14 protein-coding genes are annotated in these 19,386 nt (G+C 43.4%); 12 read left to right on the forward strand and 2 right to left on the reverse strand.

All coding sequences use genetic code 11. The features are described 5' to 3' along the window. Positions 1 to 73: 73 nt before the first annotated feature. The gene (locus AC2TF5_RS12170) at positions 74 to 970 is read right to left on the reverse strand and encodes a phosphotransferase family protein (RefSeq protein ID WP_491302397.1); all 897 of its coding nucleotides are present in this window, start codon (positions 968 to 970) and stop codon (positions 74 to 76) included. Positions 971 to 1,745: 775 nt separating this feature from the next. On the opposite strand from AC2TF5_RS12170, the gene AC2TF5_RS12175 reads away from it, so the two are divergent. The 11 genes from AC2TF5_RS12175 (at position 1,746) to metE (ending at position 17,791) form a co-directional block, all read left to right on the forward strand. After that, entirely contained in the window at positions 1,746 to 3,467 is a 1,722-nt protein-coding gene (locus AC2TF5_RS12175) for an ABC transporter ATP-binding protein (protein ID WP_491302398.1), read from the forward strand. Next, positions 3,464 to 5,248, forward strand: coding sequence for an ABC transporter ATP-binding protein (locus AC2TF5_RS12180; protein ID WP_491302399.1), 1,785 nt, complete (start codon positions 3,464 to 3,466; stop codon positions 5,246 to 5,248). Before AC2TF5_RS12175 ends, AC2TF5_RS12180 begins: the two co-directional genes overlap by 4 nt. A 301-nt stretch (positions 5,249 to 5,549) precedes the next feature. Continuing rightward, complete coding sequence (locus AC2TF5_RS12185) at positions 5,550 to 6,134, forward strand: sigma-70 family RNA polymerase sigma factor (protein WP_491302400.1); 585 nt, start codon at positions 5,550 to 5,552, stop codon at positions 6,132 to 6,134. Next, positions 6,127 to 6,894: a hypothetical protein gene (locus AC2TF5_RS12190; RefSeq protein ID WP_491302401.1), complete on the forward strand. Its 768-nt coding sequence runs from the start codon at positions 6,127 to 6,129 to the stop codon at positions 6,892 to 6,894. The genes AC2TF5_RS12185 and AC2TF5_RS12190 overlap by 8 nt, the downstream gene beginning before the upstream one ends. A gap of 262 nt (positions 6,895 to 7,156) precedes the next feature. Beyond that, positions 7,157 to 8,161 carry a phosphotransferase gene (locus tag AC2TF5_RS12195; protein ID WP_491302402.1) on the forward strand — a complete coding sequence of 335 codons (1,005 nt, stop codon included), beginning with the start codon at positions 7,157 to 7,159 and terminating at the stop codon, positions 8,159 to 8,161. 56 nt (positions 8,162 to 8,217) lie between these two features. After that, the gene (locus AC2TF5_RS12200; protein WP_491302403.1) at positions 8,218 to 9,774 is read left to right on the forward strand and encodes an ABC-F family ATP-binding cassette domain-containing protein; all 1,557 of its coding nucleotides are present in this window, start codon (positions 8,218 to 8,220) and stop codon (positions 9,772 to 9,774) included. A gap of 203 nt (positions 9,775 to 9,977) precedes the next feature. Continuing rightward, positions 9,978 to 10,322, forward strand: coding sequence for a DUF4181 domain-containing protein (locus AC2TF5_RS12205; protein WP_491302404.1), 345 nt, complete (start codon positions 9,978 to 9,980; stop codon positions 10,320 to 10,322). A 383-nt stretch (positions 10,323 to 10,705) separates the two neighbouring features. Then, the gene (treC, locus tag AC2TF5_RS12210; protein ID WP_491302405.1) at positions 10,706 to 12,424 is read left to right on the forward strand and encodes an alpha,alpha-phosphotrehalase; all 1,719 of its coding nucleotides are present in this window, start codon (positions 10,706 to 10,708) and stop codon (positions 12,422 to 12,424) included. A gap of 28 nt (positions 12,425 to 12,452) precedes the next feature. After that, on the forward strand, positions 12,453 to 14,474 hold the full coding sequence (treP, locus tag AC2TF5_RS12215) for a PTS system trehalose-specific EIIBC component (RefSeq protein WP_491302406.1): 2,022 nt from the start codon (positions 12,453 to 12,455) through the stop codon (positions 14,472 to 14,474). A 45-nt stretch (positions 14,475 to 14,519) separates the two neighbouring features. Beyond that, positions 14,520 to 15,251 (forward strand): trehalose operon repressor, encoded by a 732-nt coding sequence (treR, locus tag AC2TF5_RS12220; RefSeq protein WP_491302407.1) that lies wholly within the window; start codon positions 14,520 to 14,522, stop codon positions 15,249 to 15,251. Between the two features lie 248 nt (positions 15,252 to 15,499). Continuing rightward, positions 15,500 to 17,791 (forward strand): 5-methyltetrahydropteroyltriglutamate--homocysteine S-methyltransferase, encoded by a 2,292-nt coding sequence (gene metE / locus AC2TF5_RS12225; protein ID WP_491302408.1) that lies wholly within the window; start codon positions 15,500 to 15,502, stop codon positions 17,789 to 17,791. Between the two features lie 156 nt (positions 17,792 to 17,947). Here metE and AC2TF5_RS12230 read toward each other — a convergent pair whose 3' ends face one another. Then, positions 17,948 to 18,601, reverse strand: a complete 654-nt coding sequence (locus AC2TF5_RS12230) for a hypothetical protein (RefSeq protein WP_491302409.1) — start codon at positions 18,599 to 18,601, stop codon at positions 17,948 to 17,950. A 183-nt stretch (positions 18,602 to 18,784) separates the two neighbouring features. On the opposite strand from AC2TF5_RS12230, the gene AC2TF5_RS12235 reads away from it, so the two are divergent. Continuing rightward, positions 18,785 to 19,240, forward strand: a complete 456-nt coding sequence (locus tag AC2TF5_RS12235; RefSeq protein WP_491302410.1) for a DUF6386 family protein — start codon at positions 18,785 to 18,787, stop codon at positions 19,238 to 19,240. Positions 19,241 to 19,386: the final 146 nt, after the last annotated feature.

The raw sequence follows: 19,386 nt of genomic DNA on the forward strand, positions 1-19,386 counted from the left end.
AAGGAAAGAGGATATATATATAAATCCCCTCCAAGATCAACAGTAATTTTACTGTCTATTAAAGGGGAGAATATTAGAATTGCTGATGTATATTCTCTAAATCTTTCATTAGATCAGGGATCCAGGCTTCAGATCCTGGGATTGTCTCTGTGCCGCCATTTACAAGCCATCGCAAAGTTTTTATCAGCCAACATAAACCTCCGATTTGCACTTGCCAGTTCAGATGATCGATATTTATATCAGTTACCTCTAGAAATGCTGATAGTAAATCTTCTCTTGATAGATTACTACAGTGATGCGCCTCCTTAATTAAGCAATACAAGTCACCAAGATGAGGACTTAAATAAGCATGGGACCAATCAATTGCCATAATTCCATTGTCTTGAATCAGAAGGTTCTTTGCATGATAATCAGCATGTATTAGCGAAGTAGGGACCTTTTGATATAACATCTCTAATTGTTGTGGTAATACTCCCTTAACGTCTAGTAATAATTTGTTCCCTGCTAATTTATCCGATTTCAGAAGATCGTCTAACATCTGAAGAAAGTCGTCTTTTGAGACTGAATATTTTTCGATGATCTTTCTTGAGAGCAACCTTTCAAGGTTGACTGTTGCTTTCACTCTAAGCCTTGCTAATTCCCTCGCAGCTTCTAGAAAATACTTAGGTTCTATCTGCTGTTCCAAATCTCTTTTTCCGGCATCCTCCATGATGATAATTGCGCTGTCCTTCATTTGAATGATCTCAAAGATCTGCGGTGCCTTTAACTCCAATGGGTGAACCAACTCTTTATAAATTGTAGCTTCCCTAGCCATCTCATTTCCGCTCCATTTAATAATGCGGGTTTCACCCTGTAAAAACTGTACTCTGTAAACTTCGGAAAGAGCCCATTTCCTCAAGGGTGACCATTCAGTAACCTCATTCAACAAGGGCGTCTTCGAACAATAAGCTGATATTTTTGCTGGAATCATATATATTGCCTCCTCTTTTCCTTTAACAAATCATATTCTTACACAATCCGGCAAAAAAAAGTAGACTTATAATTTCATTTTTGTTATGATGTTGAATAGGGTCTCGAAAAAATTAGGGACTCTTTTTATTTCTAAATATACGACATATAAATGGATATAGATGTATTTATAGTAAATAATATCTTGACGTTTATTGTGTAAACGGATACAATGAGAACAAATTATGTGAATGGGTTGGTAACGATGAAAATGTTTATGACAGGAACTATCGATTAATCGATAACTGAATAAGGTATGAACGATTAAGGTGATTCTAACAAGCCCTAGTTAAGGTTGTTTGTATTGCCAACGTTTGTGCACTCCCTGTTATGAACCTTCATCATTATTGCAATGCATACAAGGAATCTGCAAAAGTGTATTTACTTATGCTGTTCTCTTGTTGTTATAAGCTGTAGATGGACATTTGTTCATCTATGGCTTTTTTGCGTCTCCAATAGTCTCTTCACATAGGAAGGAGAAGTTTGAAGAATGAAAAGGAATCATTTGGAAATCATGAATTGTTTTTACGCGAAGTCAGAATTTGTCCCTTGTTGTAATGTTGCGTTATACGATACTTCGTAGCGACTTTCCGACTGAAACATCGGAATGCCCAGGCCTTTCATCTAGACTGGTCATGATTTACTAATGTCTGACATAAGGTCTTGGGTGGTATTGATCTATACACACTTGTATGCATATGGGGGTGGGCACAGTGCCCAAAAAAGAGAAAATATCAATGTCATGGCTGCTACGGTATTTGATCCCGGTCAAAGGGCGGCTGATGATTTTGCTCATCTTGCTGTTAACATCGACAGGCTTGCAGCTTCTGAATCCACAGATTATCAAACGCTTTATTGATACGGCAGCAGGTGGCGGAATATTAGCCAGTCTGATTCAGCTTGCGGGGTTATTCCTCGTTGTTGCTGTATTAAACCAGTTGATTACGGTAGCTGTCAGTTATCTTGGTAACGATATTTCGTGGCGGGCAACGAACCGGCTTCGCGGGGATCTCTTGAAGCACTGCTTGCGGCTGGATATGAGGTTTCACAACGTAAAAACGCCAGGTGAGATGATTGAACGGATTGATGGTGATGTGACGAGCATTTCGAACTTTTTCGCGATGTTTATCGTGCGGGTCATCGGAAGTTTTGTGCTGCTGGCCGGAATTTTAGGCTTTATGTTTACCGTGAACTTGCCAATTGCCATTGTGATGACGGGATTTACGCTGCTGTCGATTATGTTCATGGTGTTCATCCGTAATCTGGGCGTCAATTCATCCAAAAAAGAACGTGAAGCCAGCGCTTCCCTATTCGGATTAATTGAAGAGCGCATTGCAGGGATCGAGGATGTGCAGGCCAACGGTAATGTGCCTTATGTGATGAATCGATTTCACCGCATGATGCGCACCGTGTTTCTGAAAGGAAGAAAAGCTTGGATGCTCCGGGTCATTCCGTGGAACACCACCGTCATCCTGTTTGCTCTTGCGGTTACCGCTGTACTGTTATTAGGGGTTCGTTACTACTTGATCGGTGAGATTAGCCTGGGAACGCTGTTCCTCATTTATCAATATACACAGATGTTGAACGACCCGATTGAAATGTTAGGTGACCAGGTTCAGGAGTTTCAAAAAGCAAAATCCGGCATGCTTCGTTCCAGAGAATTGCTTTCGAACCGCAGTGAGATCGTGGACGGGGAGCAGGATCATCTTCCTGAAGGAGCGCTGGGTCTGGAATTTATGGGAGTCAACTTCAGCTACAACGAAGATAAGCCAGTGTTAAAAGACATTAACTTTACGGTTAAGCAAGGGGAACGCCTTGGCATTATCGGACGCACTGGCAGCGGGAAGTCGAGTCTCAGCCGTGTCCTGCTTCGTTTGTACAATATCGACAGTGGGGTTATTCGTGTCGGTGGTACGGATATTACGAAGTTGAAGCTTCCGGCACTGTATCGCCGGGTCGGTATGGTTACCCAGGATGTTCAGCTGTTCGATGGCTCACTGCGTGACAATCTGACATTGTTTGATAACCGTGTATCGGATGCGTTCATTTTGGAAACAACGGAGCGGCTGGGATTACGTCAATGGATCGATGCGCAGCCGAAAGGACTGGATACCCATCTGACGACAGGCGGGGCCTCCTTGTCTGCAGGGGAAGCGCAGCTGTTTGCGTTAACCCGGGTATTTTTGACACAGCCGAGTTTGGTGATTCTGGATGAACCTTCTTCACGCCTTGATGCTGCAACGGAAACGATGCTGCAGGTGGCGGTGGATCAGCTAATGAGTCAATGTACAGGGATCATTATTGCCCATCGCCTGGCAACACTGGAGCAGGTGGATAAAATTATGGTACTGGGTGATGGTCGGATATTGGAATTCGGAGCACGTGAGGCACTGGCGCAAGATCCGGATTCACATTATGCCAGGCTGCTGATTACAGGCAGAGAGGAGGAATTGGCATGACGATCGCTGGTTTTATAGGGCGCCTATTTCGATTTAAGCCTTCATTGTTTTTAATTAACGGCTTGTTATGGTGTATATTTCACTCCCTACCGCTATTGATTGGGATTGGAATGCAGTGGTTCTTTGATCGTGCCACGTCTAATTCTACCGATTACTTGTGGCTGGCTGTACCACTGATTTTCATTGCCGTTGTGAGGGTCGCAAGAGTGGGGACATTTTTTGCAGCATTCTACCAATGGGTAACCTATATCTATCACATTCAGGCCATTCTACGTACGAATATGCTGGCAGGCATTATGCGCTGGCCAGGACGGAACCTTCCAGCATCACCTGGGGAAGCGATGAGTCGCTTCCGTGATGATGTGGATGAGGTTGTCGAGTATGTGGAATCCTGGGTAGATTTCTGGGGGAAGCTTGTATTTACAGTGGTTTCAGTTGTCATTATGGCGAGCATTAATTGGAAGATTATGCTGGTCGCTGTTTTGCCGTTTGTGGTTGTGACGCTGCTTAACAATCTATCTGGTAACCGGGCCCGTCGATATGGACAGAAGAACCGTGAAGCTACTGGACGCATTACTAGCTTTATTGCGGAAACCTTTGGGGCGGTTCAAGCCCTGAAGCTGGGGCAGGCTGAGGATCATGTGCATGAGCGTTTTACGAAGCTGAACGAAGATCGCCGTCAGGCAGCGCTAAAGGACAATCTGTTCAAACAGTGGATGAGATCACTTAATCAACATGTACTCAGCATCTGTACAGGGCTGACCCTTCTGATGTGTGCTGCTGAGATGCAGGCTGGGCATTTTACCGTAGGGGATTTTGCTTTGTTTACGACCTATATGGCAAACATCGGCTACAGTATTTCCTTGTTCGGTTACATGATATTTCAGCACAAGCGGTTAAAGGTATCCTTTGACCGGATGCGGACACTGTTCCGCCCGGGCGAGGAAGACCGAATCATTGAGGCACGGGATACTTATCTTAATGAGGATCCTCCAGAGCTACCCACGATCAACAGAGATCCGAACGAGAAGCTGAGAGAGCTCGAAGTTAGCAACTTGTCATATCATTATCCAAATTCAGAGAATGGGATATCGGATATCAGTCTCCGTCTGGAACGCGGCAAATTCTTAGTTATCACTGGACGTATCGGGGCCGGTAAATCTACACTTGTTCGGACACTACTTGGGCTGCTGCCCAAACAAGAGGGCAGAATTCGCTGGAATAGGGAGGAGGTCGATCCTGCTACCTTTCTAATGCCGCCTAGAGCTGCATATACGCCGCAGGTCCCTCGTCTGTTTAGCGATACTTTACGAGAGAATATTGTTCAAGGGAAGAAAGAGCGTGCTGAAGAATCCTTGGAACGTGCTATTCGTCTAGCTGTCATGGAAAAGGACATTCAGAACTTGGATCAAGGGCTGGAAACATTCGTAGGTCCAAGGGGCGTCATGCTGTCAGGTGGACAGATCCAACGTGCAGCGACTGCGCGTATGTTGATGACGGGTGCGGATCTATTCATCTTTGATGATCTATCTAGTGCGCTGGATGTGGAGACGGAGCAGCAGGTTTGGGATGGGCTGTTCAAGGAGCGTGATGTTACTTGTATTGCGGTATCCCACCGGAGGGCAGCTCTTGCGAAGGCAGATCATATTATCGTCATGAAAGATGGCCGGATCGAAGCGGAAGGCAGCTTGTCTGAACTGCTGGCGACTTCTGAAGAGATGCAGCTGCTGTGGCAAGGAGAGCAATCCTCTGTTGAGGAATATGCAAATTGTACTGACTAACATGCTGTCTCTAAATTTTATCTGAAAGATTATTAAACACGAGAACAAGAAGAGAAATGAAACGGGGGCGGCTAAGGTGGTCATCCTTGGCCGGCCTGTTTGGTTTTGTAGTGTGAAAACAAGAAAATATAGGCTTAAGGAACCGCGTAAACTGCGGTTTTTTTGTTTTCTTCATTACAAAAACTACTCTCTACGGTTTTTATTTGTTAATACTTTAATAAGTTTTTCGTATTAACTATTGTAAGACTCATAAGAACAAATTGCGCAATTTGTTTATGACGTAATGAAGGGAGGGTTGCAATTGGAGATCGCCCAAGTGAGCACAGAAATTTCCCGATCCACCAAAAGTGACTTACATGACGAATTCATGTCGGCAGAAAAATTTACGGAAATATATGATACGTACTATAAACGGGTCTATAAGTATGTTTGCTATCGAATCCATAATCACTATTCCGCTGAAGAGATATGCAGTCATATATTCGAAGTTGTTATCTCAAAATACAATAGCTTCTCACCGGAAAAATCAAACTTTGAAGTGTGGTTGTTTGCTATTGCGAGAAACTCCGTGACAGATTATTTCCGCTTACAGAAGAAAAGAAGAGTTGTCTTTTCACTGGATTCCATTTTGGATATGGTCCTATCAAAGTCATCACCAGAAGAAATCATTATCCAAGATGACAATAATCAAGCATTATTTAAGGCACTTGCAAAGCTAAGTGACAAGGAACGGAATATCATTGCAATGAAATATGCAACTGGTTTAAAAAACTCCGAAATTGCAGACCTGCTAGGAGTAAGTGGTTCAAATATAGGCGTAGTCCTCTATAGATGTTTAAAAAAATTACAAAAAGAATTAGATGAAGGAGGGTTCAAATTTGAATAAAAAGCAGGATCTCAGTGAATTTAGTGATTTAACGAACTTGCTCACAAGTGTCGAAATAGATGACAACGCTCGTAAAGAGCAAATTTTCAATCGTCTAAAATTTAAAATAGAAGCAGGAAAGATTCAAACATTTGATACGAAAAAGGATGGGGTATTCTTGAAAAAAAACAAAGGGAAATCTATTGTTGTCAGCGCTGCTGTAACGGTTCTTCTCTTCGGTGTATTCTCAACGACATCATTTGCCCAAGAAATAATTCAGAACATATTGGCACGCTTCCAGGTGGGGAATATGGAAATTACTCAGTACGATAAAGAACAACCCGATGCGGGAGTAAGCAGTTCAGATGTCGGGGAGCAAGGGGATGAATCACAGCGAATCCAACCAGAAGCCTCTAAGCAGATGTCGTTAGAAGAAGCCCGTGCAGCAATGGAAACCGACTTTCCAGCACCAACTTGGTTGTCAGATAACTATCAGTTCATGAATAGTGTCCTTCATGATGATCAGATGGTTGAGCTGCAATATGAAAAAGAGGGAGAATTTATATCGTTGTTGATTTCAAGTGGGGCAAAACACGCTATCAGCACCACAGATGAGGTCAAGACTGAAACGATTGACGGGAAAAAGGTATATTTTGCAAACGGAATCGTGATTTGGGAATATGAAGGGTTCACCTACGAATTATATCAGATGGCAGAAAAGAATTTTAATGTGGATGCCATCAGTAAAATAATTGATTCATTGACAACGCAAAACAAATAATCCACGTAAGGCTGCCGGTAGATTGGCAGCCTTTGCTTGTACCATAGCAGGCTATACCGAAGACAACTTCTAGCTGATGCTTAAAGGCTTTGTCATAACGGGGAAGAAAGTTTAGGAGTAAACGTACACCGTGTAAGTGATAGGAGATGATATGATGGATAAAATGGAGGCGCTTTTCTTGCTTAAATGTCACGCATTCGTTCATGAAGATCTGGAGCATGAGAAGATCCGTTTGAAATGGGTGTAAGGGGGAACGACGAATATGCAATATAATTTTCAATTTGAAAGACTATGTACAATTCTGCAACTCGGTGAGATAGTCAGCGTTCCTAAAGAATTGTCGGGCGGACTTCTACACAGAATGTACGCTATTGAGACGACTCAAGGGAAGTATGCTGTTAAAGCGTTAAACCCTCAAATTATGCTTAGGCCTACGGCATATCAGAACTTTATCAGATCAGAACGAATTGCCAATCTCGTAGTAAATAATGTATCTGCTATTCCAGCAAAAAAATTTAATGATGTTTTTTTGCATGAAATAGATAATCAATTCTATCTTGTGTTCAATTGGGTCGACGGAAAAAATCTGAAACCTAATGAAATCACTAAAGCCAATTGTACTGAGATTGGTGCGATTCTTGCGAAAATACATATGACGGATTTTTCAGAGTTGCGCTTAATCAATGATGATGTTTCAGATCTTACACAGCTAATAAATTGGTCTTATTATTTGAAAAAAGGACAAGAAAATAACGCAGTGTGGGTTACCTCGCTACTTGAAATCATCGACAAGCTTTACGATTGGAATGCTGAAGCCAATAGAGCAGTTGGATTGCTTGCAGCAGATAAGGTAATTAGTCATGGAGATCTAGACCCTAAAAATGTTTTGTGGAGCCAAGACAACCCCTTTGTTATTGATTGGGAGTCAGCTGGCTATATAAATCCTATGCAAGATTTGATTGAAACAGCAATTTACTGGTCTGAAGATGACATGGGTGGCATTGATCAAGAAAGATTTAAGGCTTTTATAAACGGATATATAAAGAACTATGGAACACTACAAGCAGATTGGAAGACGGTCTTAGAGAGTGGGTTTTTAGGCAAATTAGGCTGGTTAGAATATAATTTTAAGCGTTCTTTGTGGATTGAGTGTACAAACGAAGAAGAATATCAGTTGGGGACTGATCAAGTAATTAGGACGCTAAATGACATCAAACGTTATGCTAATAATATTTCCGAATTAGTAAACGTTTTGGCTTCATATTGAATTTTTTACTTCATCAAGCTTATAATAGATCGATAATATTAGAAAAAGGTGTATAGATGAGCATATTAAATGTTGAAGGATTAAGTCATGGTTTTGGAGATCGCGCTATCTTTAAAGATGTTTCGTTCAGACTTTTAAAAGGCGAGCACATCGGATTAATCGGCGCAAACGGCGAAGGCAAATCTACTTTTATGAACATTATTACGAGCAAGCTGCAGCCGGATGAAGGCAAGGTTGAATGGTCCAAGCGGGTACGCGTGGGTTATCTTGATCAGCATGCTGTTTTGACCAAAGGGATGACGATTCAAGATGTACTTCGGGGTGCGTTTCAATACTTGTTCGACCTAGAGCAAGAAATGAATGAAATGTACAACAAAATGGGGGAAGTGTCCCCGGAAGAGCTAGAAAAACTGCTGGAAGAAGTCGGAACTATTCAAGATACGCTCACCAGCCAGGATTTTTACATGATTGATGCCAAGGTGCAGGAGACAGCCCGCGGTTTGGGTATAACTGACATTGGACTTGACCGTGACGTTAACGACCTTAGCGGCGGTCAGCGGACAAAAATATTGCTGGCCAAGCTGTTGCTGGAAAAACCGGATATTTTGCTTCTTGATGAGCCAACCAACTATCTTGATGAGCAGCATATTGAATGGCTTAAACGTTACCTTCAAGAGTATGAAAATGCATTTATACTGATCTCGCACGATATACCGTTCCTGAACAGCGTAATCAATCTGATTTACCATATGGAAAGTCAAAAGCTGAGCCGGTATGTAGGTGACTACGATCAGTTCCAGCAGGTTTATGAAATGAAGAAACAACAGCTTGAATCGGCTTATAACCGGCAGCAGCAAGAAATCTCGGAGTTAAAGGATTTTGTTGCCCGTAACAAAGCCAGCGTGGCTACCCGGAATATGGCGATGTCGAGACAAAAGAAACTCGACAAGATGGAAGTAATTGAACTAACGAAAGAAAAACCGAAGCCGCAATTTAACTTCAAGGAAGCCAAAGCCTCTGGTAAAGTGATTTTTGAGACTAAAGGATTAGTCATCGGTTATGACAGTCCACTCTCCAGACCCCTTGATCTGCAGATGGAACGCGGACAAAAGGTGGCGCTTGTTGGTGCGAACGGGATTGGGAAGACGACACTGCTGCGCAGTATTTTAGGTGAAATCTCTGCATTATCCGGTTCTGTGGAGCTGGGCTACAACCAGGAGATCGGTTATTTCGAGCAAGAAATGAAGGAAGGCAATTACAATACGTGCATCGAGGAGATTTGGGAAACCTTCCCTTCCCTGAGCCAGTTTGAGGTACGCGCTGCGTTAGCCAAATGCGGTCTCACAACAAAGCACATTGAGAGTAAAATTGCTGTTCTGAGCGGTGGTGAAAAGGCTAAAGTACGTTTGTGCAAACTCATCAACAGCGAAACCAATCTGCTTGTACTTGACGAACCGACAAACCATTTGGATGTGGATGCGAAGGATGAACTGAAGCGGGCCTTAAAAGCGTATAAAGGTAGCATTCTGATGATTTCCCACGAACCGGAGTTCTACAGCGATATTGCAACAGATATCTGGAATTGTGAATCATGGACGACAAAAGTATTTTAAGCGATCAGTCGCTTTTAAAATCTTTGACGATATGTGTTTAAGTCACTGTCCATTGTCTGAGAATACGAAGTTAAACCCAAAAAGCCGCAGCTATGCGGCTTTTTCATTTATAAAATTATGATATAATCCATTAGGGAACAAGAAGGTATAAATTGGGAATTAATGCATATTGTTGGAGATGCATTGATGGAGGAGGCATCCTTATGAGTAACTCAATTTCATCATTATTTATTATTCTGGTCATCGTTCGAATTTTATTAAAACTATGGTTCGTTAAAGGGGAAAAGATCAAAATTTCAGAGACGAGCGGAAAAAAGTTCTACTCTTGGGGAGGATGGATCCTTTTTTTGATCACTTTCGTGGTTCTCTTGAATCTCGACCTCTCAGATATGAATATTATGAGATGGTTTTTACTGTGCGTTCTCATCATTGCATCTAGCTTTAATGCATTCGCAGAATGGAAGTACATCAGGGAATCGAAGGAGCATATTATTTCGCTGATTTTATTAATCGTTGGTGTCGCTTATATTCTGATTTTCTTGTTTTGAATGGTAAAGCGATGATGCGGGAGGTGTGTTGTTGAGATACGGATTTTGAAATCTGATATCTCAGGACTAGGCGGCATTTTGTGTTGACTATCGAAATAGACACAACGAAGGATTCTCGTCTTTACAAGTTATATGCGATGTTAAAACCAAAAGGTTACGTTTGATTCATAACATATCCTTTATTTTGTCCCTAAATACTGCAATCGGCGCAAGTATGATCCATTTGTACTTGAAATGCTGCTTGCAGTATTTTTTTCGAAATATTAGTCTGTAACCCACAGAAGTGGGTATATATTCTTAGGTAGTTGACTTCCTGTATATACAAGTGTATGATTCAGCTATAATCATCCTGTATATACAAGATGAAAAGGAAGGTGATTTTTATGCATACTAGGGGAAACCAACCTCGAGATTGGTGGAAAACTTCTACGGTTTATCAGGTATACCCGAAGAGCTTCAATGATACAACCGGCCGTGGTACAGGCGATATTCGCGGGCTTACTGAGAAGCTTGATTATATAAAAGGATTGGGTATCGACATCGTATGGCTTCAGCCGGTGTATGTTTCTCCACAAAATGATAACGGTTACGACGTTGCGGATTATTACAACATCGATCCTGTCTACGGAACGATGGAAGACTTTGATGAGCTCATTCAGGAACTTAAGAACAGAAATATGCGTCTTATGATTGATATTGTGGTCAATCATTCATCTACTGAACATCGTTGGTTCAAGGAAGCAAAGTCTTCTCGTGATAATCCATATCGGGATTATTACATCTGGCGAGATCCCGCAGAGGATGGGGGGGCGCCTAACAATTGGCAGTCCAAATTCGGAGGTCCTGCATGGCAGTTTGACGAAGGAACACAGCAATATTATTTGACTCTCTTTGATAAAACACAAGCGGATCTGAACTGGGAAAATGAGAAGGTCAGACAAGAAGTTGTGAACTTGCTTACGTTTTGGGCTGAGAAGGGTGTGAGCGGATTCCGGATGGATGTCATCAATCTTATTTCCAAGGACCCCTCTTTCTCGAATGATGACGGCTCTACACAGCCAGGAGATGGGCGTAAATTCTACACCGATGGACCTCGTGTGCATGAGTATGTCAAAGAACTGAATGAACAAGTGTTCACTCCATATAACTTGGTTACTGTTGGAGAAATGTCTTCGACAACGCTGGAACACTGCATCCGTTACTCTAATCCGGAGGAAAACGAGTTTTCCATGACATTCAATTTTCATCATCTTAAAGTGGACTATCCTAACGGACAAAAGTGGGAACTTAAGCCTTATGATTTCGAGGAATTAAAAAAAGTGCTCTCCGATTGGCAGATCGGCATGCAACAGGGCGGTGGCTGGAATGCGCTATTCTGGAACAATCATGATCAACCGCGCGCGCTTACTCGGTTTACGAACGACGACGAATACCGGAACGAAAGCGCTAAACTGCTCGCAACCACGCTTCATGGATTGCAAGGTACGCCTTATGTCTATCAAGGAGAAGAAATCGGTATGCCAGATCCCAAATGGAACGATATTTCCGAGTTCCGGGATATTGAATCACGGAATATGTATGAAATTATCCAACTAAAGGGAAAAACGCCCGAAGAAGCTGCTCATATTGTAAGTGTACGCTCCAGAGATAATTCGCGGCTGCCCATGCTATGGGATGATAGCGATCAGGCTGGATTTTCGGCAGGCACGCCCTGGATCAAGATCGATGAACGTTATCCGTTAATCAATGCAAAGGCACAGGTAGAAGATTATAATTCGATTTATCACCACTATCGAAAGTTAATCGAGTTTCGTAAAAGTATCCCGGTATTTACAGATGGAAGATACGTTCGTCTTGATGTAGGACATCCCCAGGTTTATGCCTATGCCAGAATAAATTCAGAAGAAACACTTGTCGTTATTTCAAATTTCAGCAAGGAAGAGGTTCGGTTTGAACTTCCCAAGAAGTTCACTGAGAATCTCCCCAAAGATCGGTTAGCAGAGCTTCTCTTAGGTAATACAGCGGAAGAACCAGAACTCACTCCAATCGTTAAGCTTTCACCTTACGGGTCATATATGTGGCTGATTAAAACCATACAATAAAATCTCATAAAGTTAGGAGCAGGAGGCTATGGCGAAATTAGATCGTAAAAATGTGGAGCGGATCATTGAGGCAGTCGGAGGAAAAGACAACATTGAAGCCGCTATGCATTGTGTAACCAGATTAAGATTTGCCCTTGCGGATGAAAGCAAAGTAGATTCTAAAGCACTTGATGAAAATGATCTGGTGAAGGGACAATTCTCTTCACAGGGTCAATTTCAGGTCGTGATCGGACCGGGTCTGGTCGACCAAGTCTACAATGAGATGATTGAAATTACTGGGGGCGCCAGAGCAACCAAGGATGATGTGAAATCGCTTGCCAGCAAGAAACAAAATCCGCTTCAGCGGGCCATTAAGACGCTTGCTGATATCTTTATCCCGATCTTGCCGGCCATCGTTATGGCAGGTCTGCTACTTGGTATTAATAACATTCTTACCGGAGCCGGCATTTTCTACGAAGGAAACTCTCTAATCGAAGTGCACCCTGAGTGGGCAGACGTGGCTTCCATCATTAACCTTATTGCAAGTACGGCCTTTACTTTCCTGCCTGTCTTGATCGGTTGGTCAGCCGTGCGGCAATTTGGGGGAAATCCGCTGTTAGGGATTGTTTTAGGTCTGATTCTTGTGAATCCGGATCTGATGAGCGCATATCAATATGCAGATGCCAAGCTGGAAGGCACGGTACCGGTATGGAATCTATTCGGATTTGAACTCGAGAAGATTGGGTATCAGGGCCAAGTGTTACCTGTACTTGTCTCCGCTTACATTTTAGCGAAGATCGAGAAGTTTTTAGACAAACGAGTACATGATTCTATTAAATTGTTAGTAGTAGCACCTGTTGCCTTGTTAGTTACGGGGTTCCTTGCATTTATTGTGGTAGGTCCGATCACATTCGCGATAGGTAATGCGCTTACTTCGGGACTTGTCAGCATTTTCGATTCTTTTGCTGCTCTCGGCGGTTTGATTTATGGTGGACTGTACTCATTACTTGTTATTACGGGGATGCACCACACCTTCCTTGCGGTGGATATTCAACTCATCGGAAGTGAAGGTGGAACGTTCCTGTGGCCGATGCTTGCCTTGTCTAATATTGCACAAGGTGCAGCAGCCCTTGCCATGATGTTCATTGTAAGAGAACAGAAAGCGAAAGGCCTTGCCGTAACCTCATCCATCTCCGCCTTTTTGGGCGTAACCGAGCCGGCGATTTTCGGTGTCAATATACGTTTCAAATACCCCTTTATTTTCGGAATGATCGGTTCCGGGATCGCAGGCGTACTATTAGCCGTAAATAACGTTCTTGCTTCTTCCATCGGCGTAGGCGGCATTCCGGGATTCTTGTCGATCTTCCCGAACCAGTGGGGAATCTTTTTCTTGGGAATGGCTATAGTCCTTGTGATTCCTTTTACCGGTACGCTTTTGTATGGCAGATACCAGATGGCCAGACAGGCTAACCGATTGGAGAAGGGGAATTCGCTGGCTGCGGCAGTGAGTGAACAGGCGGTAATGACGGAAGCCACCAGTGCTCAGAATCCGGTTACACCAAAATCTGAAGCTGAAGTGAACGTAAATTCGGAGAAGATTAAGATAGACATATCTGCGCCGCTGAATGGACAGATCGTGCCTCTGTCAGAAGTCCCTGACCCTGCTTTTTCGGAAAAACAGATGGGGCAGGGCATTGCCATTATTCCTTCTGAAGGGAAAGTGTATGCTCCATTTGACGGCATGGTTGCACACCTGATCAAGAGCAAGCATGCACTCATTCTTGCCGATCCTAACGGAATTCAGATTTTGATTCATGTGGGAATTAACACGGTTTCCTTAAAAGGGGACGGCTTTACTGCCCATGTGGAGTCAGGATCGATGATAACCAAAGGACAGCTTTTACTGGAATTTGATAAAAAGCGTATTGAACAAGCGGGTTTGCCTATTATTACCCCGATTCTTATCCCGGACGGGCAGGATGGTATTCAGGAGATTAAAGAATATGAGGGGAAAGCAATTCAAGGCAAGACCCCGATCCTTCAGGTTTCACTTAATCTAGACAAGGAGTAATGAAATCGCTGCAAAACATGGTACAATAATGATGGTGATAAAGCGATGACAAACAATATATTTTTGACACTTTACAAAGATTACGCCGATCGTATTGATGCGGGAACCCTTCAACCTGGAAGTAAGCTTCCATCTGAAAACGAGCTTTCCGAGACATATCAGATCTCGAGAGAAACCGTACGCAAGGGATTGAACTTACTGGCACAGAATGGTTACATTAACAAAGTTAAAGGGAAAGGTTCTTTTGTACTAGATACAGGAAGATTAAAATTTCCAGTATCGGGCCTGGTCAGTTATAAAGAGCTTTCCGAACGCTTAGGCAAAAAGAGCCGAACTCTTGTTTATGTAACAGAATGTGTTCCAGCAGGGGACAGCATTGCAAAGGAGCTTCATATCCGTTCAGATCAGCCCGTATGGAAGGTCATACGCGCCAGGGAAATTGAGGGTGAACGCATCATTCTGGATATCGATTATTTGCTTGCCGATATCGTTACGAATTTGACAAAGGAGATTGCGTCAGATTCCATTTATCAATATCTGGAGCAGGAGCTTCATTTAAAGATCAGCTACGCGGAGAAGGTTATTCGCGTGGAACGGGCTACGGAGATGGACCATCAGTATATGGATCTCAGAGATGATACCCATGTGGTTGTCGTACGGGGTTATGTTCACCTGGAGGATACAACGCTTTTTCAATATACGGAGTCGAGACATCGTTTAGACAAGTTCCAGTTTGTAGATTTTGCAAGAAGAATGTCAATGGTGGAGACTCCGTAAGTTTTCAAGATTATGACCGTTTTCTCAGGAAGACGGTCATTTTATTTGCAATCAGATGTGAGGTTTTCGTTGATATGTTGGTCCGACAGATCCAGTATCATCTTCACGGAGTTGATGCTGGAATACATAGGGAGTCCACTACTTTGATATAGCCTTAGGCTATAACTAGATATAGTTTAATACTGTTACTCTATATCCACGAATCCGTGATATCTTACTTGTAACAATTTGTATGGGAGTGTTACGAGATGGCAAAGAGTAGTGTTTTGGGATATCCACGTATTGGTGCGGATCGCGAATGGAAGAAAGCTCTCGAAGCGTACTGGTCCGGTAAGCTCGAAGAATCGGAATTTCACAGCAAGCTGCAGGAAATCCGTTTGGACCATCTGCGTAAGCAGAAGGACAAGGGCCTAGATATCATACCGGTAAATGATTTCAGTTATTATGATCACGTACTGGATACAGCTACGATGTTCGGCATTATTCCACAACGTTTCCCTTATGAGGGCGGTGTTGTACCTTTGTCTGTTTATTACGGTATTGCCCGTGGGACAAAGGATGCTGCAGCAAGTGAAATGACCAAGTGGTTTAACACCAACTATCACTATATCGTTCCTGAATTGGATGGGGCAACACCGGTAATTACCGAGAATAAACCCCTTGTGGCATATCGAGAAGCGAAGGAAAAGCTCGGTATCGAAGGAAAGCCCGTTATCGTTGGACCATTAACCTTCCTGAAGCTGTCTAAAGGATATGACGTCTCGGAGACGGATGCTTGGCTGAAGCGTTTACTACCGCTCTATGTACAGATTCTGCAGGAGCTTACTCAAGAAGGCGTGCAATGGGTACAGATAGACGAACCGATTCTTGTTACGAAATTAAGCACAGCTGATCTCCAGCGGTTAAAGACGATTTATGAGACATTTTCTTCATCAGTGCCTGATCTGAAGATCATGCTGCAAACCTATTTTGAATCGGTAGAGAATTACAGTGATATTATCCAGCTGCCGGTCAAAGGAATAGGGCTCGATTTCGTGCATGGATTCTCTGACAATTTGTCGTCGATTAAAACTTTCGGTTTCCCTGCGGATAAGGTTTTAGGTGCAGGAGTCATCGATGGTCGTGGCATCTGGAAGGCATCACTTCGTGATAGACTCGTTTTACTGGAAGAACTTGCGGATCTCGTGACTGCCGACAAGCTAATTGTACAATCTTCTTGCAGTCTGCTTCACGTACCCGTCACGGTGAAAAATGAGGTAAAGCTCCTAACTGAACTGAAAAATGCTCTCGCTTTTGCTGATGAGAAGCTAGACGAGCTGATCCTTCTGACGAAAGCAGTCTCATCTGGCAGGGCTGCTGCAATTAGAGAAGAACTGGAGCAATGCGAGAGCGCTCTTCAGGTACTCAAGCTATCGGATGAGCGTAATCGTAAAGACATTCAGCAAACCGTTGCTGCCATTAGTGCAAAAAATCCAGAACGCAGTCAGCCATTTGCTGAACGTCATATTGCTCAGCAGAACAAATGGCAATTGCCGATTTTCCCGACGACGACCATCGGTAGCTTTCCGCAGTCCGTTGAGGTACGTAAAGCCCGTAAACTGTGGCGTAAAGGTGAGTGGAACAATGAACAGTATGCTGACTTCATCCGGGAGCAGATCGATATCTGGATTAAGCTGCAGGAAGAGATTGGGCTGGACGTTCTCGTACATGGTGAATTTGAACGGACAGATATGGTCGAATTCTTTGGTGAGAAACTTGCAGGGTTCGCTTTTACTCAATATGGATGGGTGCAGTCATATGGCTCCCGCTGTGTAAAACCGCCTATCATTTTCGGGGATGTAGCATTCGAGGCAGCGATGACGGTCGAGGAGACCAAGTATGCCCAGACGAAGACCAAGAGACCTGTTAAAGGGATGTTGACCGGTCCGATTACCATCATGAACTGGTCATTTGTCCGTGAGGATATCACACGCGAACAAATCGCTTACCAATTGGCCTATGCGCTGAGACAAGAGGTTGAATCGCTTGAGCAGGCAGGTATCGGTATGATTCAAGTGGATGAGCCAGCGGTTCGCGAAGGACTTCCACTTAAGGAAGAAGATCAAGCAGAGTACCTGGCATGGGCTGTAAAAGCCTTCCGCATGACAACATGCACTGTTCAGGATACAACACAAATTCACACGCATATGTGTTACTGCGAGTTTAATGACATGATTGATTCGATCGAAGCGATGGATGCGGATGTAATTTCAATTGAGACTTCGCGCAGCCATGGTGAACTTATCCATAGCTTTGAGATCAACACTTACAAACTTGGCATCGGGTTGGGCGTATATGATATTCACAGTCCGCGCGTTCCGAGAGTGGAAGAGATGACAAGCATGATCGAGCGCGCCTTGCGTGTACTGGATCCGAACCTGTTCTGGATCAACCCAGATTGCGGACTTAAAACCCGCGGAATTGAAGAAACCGTTGATTCTTTGCGCAACATGGTTGAAGCCACGCAGATTGCTCGCGAGAAGCATTCCCTTAAGGTGTAATGCTAGACTGCTTAGTTAACCGGAGAAGCTAAAGATGACAAAACGAAATGGTTGAGCAGGCACTGCGGTGTCTGCTCATTTTTTTATAATGGATAAGAACATTTGTATAATTCCGATATGAAAAATGCCTAGATATCAGTGGTTCATCTTTACAGGCTACTCACAAAAAGAGAGAAACCGGAACAATTGTCGGGTACAAGTGTCACTCAGCAGCGAACGGAGCTTCGGCTCTATCTGCTGCAGGAATAACTCTTTTACTTCACAGGTTTCCTCATCTACCAGATCACCCTGCATGGCTCGGGCTGCTTCAATTAGTAGCGCTAATGCCTCAAAAAAATCCGCCATCGACGCAGCAATTGGTGCTAGAGTATCGGCCCCCCAGGAAGCATATACCGGAGACCCTGGTAGTGCCGTATTCACCGTAATGGGGTCATCATTGAGCAAAGCGATCACGACAAGCGAACGATCCCAACGATCCGATTCCTCATAAGGTTCATGCTGACCAACCCAGCGAAATCCTTGTTGATAACGATCTAAATGATCGGGAGCTGCAAAAAACAGCACGGCTGCATCTCCGATTTCTACTGCAGCATTTTTGACCTTATGACTCAGCTGTGCATTGGGATCCATCATCTCGCAATGCTCGTAGAAGTACTTTAGTTCCGGCGAGAGTTCTATTCGCTCGTCAACTTTAAAGGAAGCCGGAGCTGAATGCCACTGGATGTGATGATCTTTAAATAAACCATACTGCTGATTGTACAAATCTTGCTGATGTAGAAAAAGCTGAATCGCTGTCTGCAGATTGTTCAAGTGATATCATCCTTTCATAACTGCGTCTGTTTAGTGCTAATTCTCTATTCGATCCATCCAGGTCATATGCTACCATATAATTGAATTCATGTATCCAACTTCGCGTGGATTGGGATAAGGCAGAGCAGTGGTTCGGTCAATATCTTTAGTATATTAAGCAATAGGAAGGAAGGGATAAAGAAGATGCAGGGTTCATTTCGCTTTATAACCGATACGGCCACAATGTGTGTTTACGATCTCGGAGAGCTGAAACATCGCTTGGATGACACGCCAGACTGGTGGTCTATTTCGGAAGACGAGCTTGCAGAAGTGAATGCGGGCAACTGCTTATTTTTGAATCTGGGTCAAGACGGGGTTTATGAAGTCAATTGGATAGAAGCTGATGAGGGCATAGAGGATGGGGGGCCTATGACTGAAGTGCTGTACTTTCGCGTTTCCTCCGGCAGCGTATTTGTGGGGGCCGCAGATGATGTAACGGGAGATGGTCTAGAGCCAGATCATACATGTGAGGGAGTTTTTATAGAGCTAGAGCCAGGCAATTATGCCTGTATGGCGCAGAGAGAAGGAAACCAGATCAGGTTGGCTTTAAGCAGAAGCGAAATATGTACCAATAGTCGGGATGACTTGATTCGAATGTAATATATATTATAGCCGGACTAGGAATCTGAAATTTCCCCATCGGACGTTTAAACCAATTCCCTGAGAAGAACGATAGTTGACAATTAGAAATAACTGGTTTAAGATACATACCTATCAGCCATCATCAAAGACATGATTCTTGATTC

The organism is Paenibacillus sp. JNUCC 34 (genome assembly GCF_058269055.1).

Coding starts and splice junctions, on each gene's coding strand:
- AC2TF5_RS12170 (WP_491302397.1), bottom strand. CDS start 970: ATGATTCCAGCAAAAATATCAGCTTATTGTTCGAAGACGCCCTTGTTG.
- AC2TF5_RS12175 (WP_491302398.1), top strand. CDS start 1,746: ATGTCATGGCTGCTACGGTATTTGATCCCGGTCAAAGGGCGGCTGATG.
- AC2TF5_RS12180 (WP_491302399.1), top strand. CDS start 3,464: ATGACGATCGCTGGTTTTATAGGGCGCCTATTTCGATTTAAGCCTTCA.
- AC2TF5_RS12195 (WP_491302402.1), top strand. CDS start 7,157: ATGCAATATAATTTTCAATTTGAAAGACTATGTACAATTCTGCAACTC.
- AC2TF5_RS12200 (WP_491302403.1), top strand. CDS start 8,218: ATGAGCATATTAAATGTTGAAGGATTAAGTCATGGTTTTGGAGATCGC.
- AC2TF5_RS12205 (WP_491302404.1), top strand. CDS start 9,978: ATGAGTAACTCAATTTCATCATTATTTATTATTCTGGTCATCGTTCGA.
- treC (WP_491302405.1), top strand. CDS start 10,706: ATGCATACTAGGGGAAACCAACCTCGAGATTGGTGGAAAACTTCTACG.
- treP (WP_491302406.1), top strand. CDS start 12,453: ATGGCGAAATTAGATCGTAAAAATGTGGAGCGGATCATTGAGGCAGTC.
- treR (WP_491302407.1), top strand. CDS start 14,520: ATGACAAACAATATATTTTTGACACTTTACAAAGATTACGCCGATCGT.
- metE (WP_491302408.1), top strand. CDS start 15,500: ATGGCAAAGAGTAGTGTTTTGGGATATCCACGTATTGGTGCGGATCGC.
- AC2TF5_RS12235 (WP_491302410.1), top strand. CDS start 18,785: ATGCAGGGTTCATTTCGCTTTATAACCGATACGGCCACAATGTGTGTT.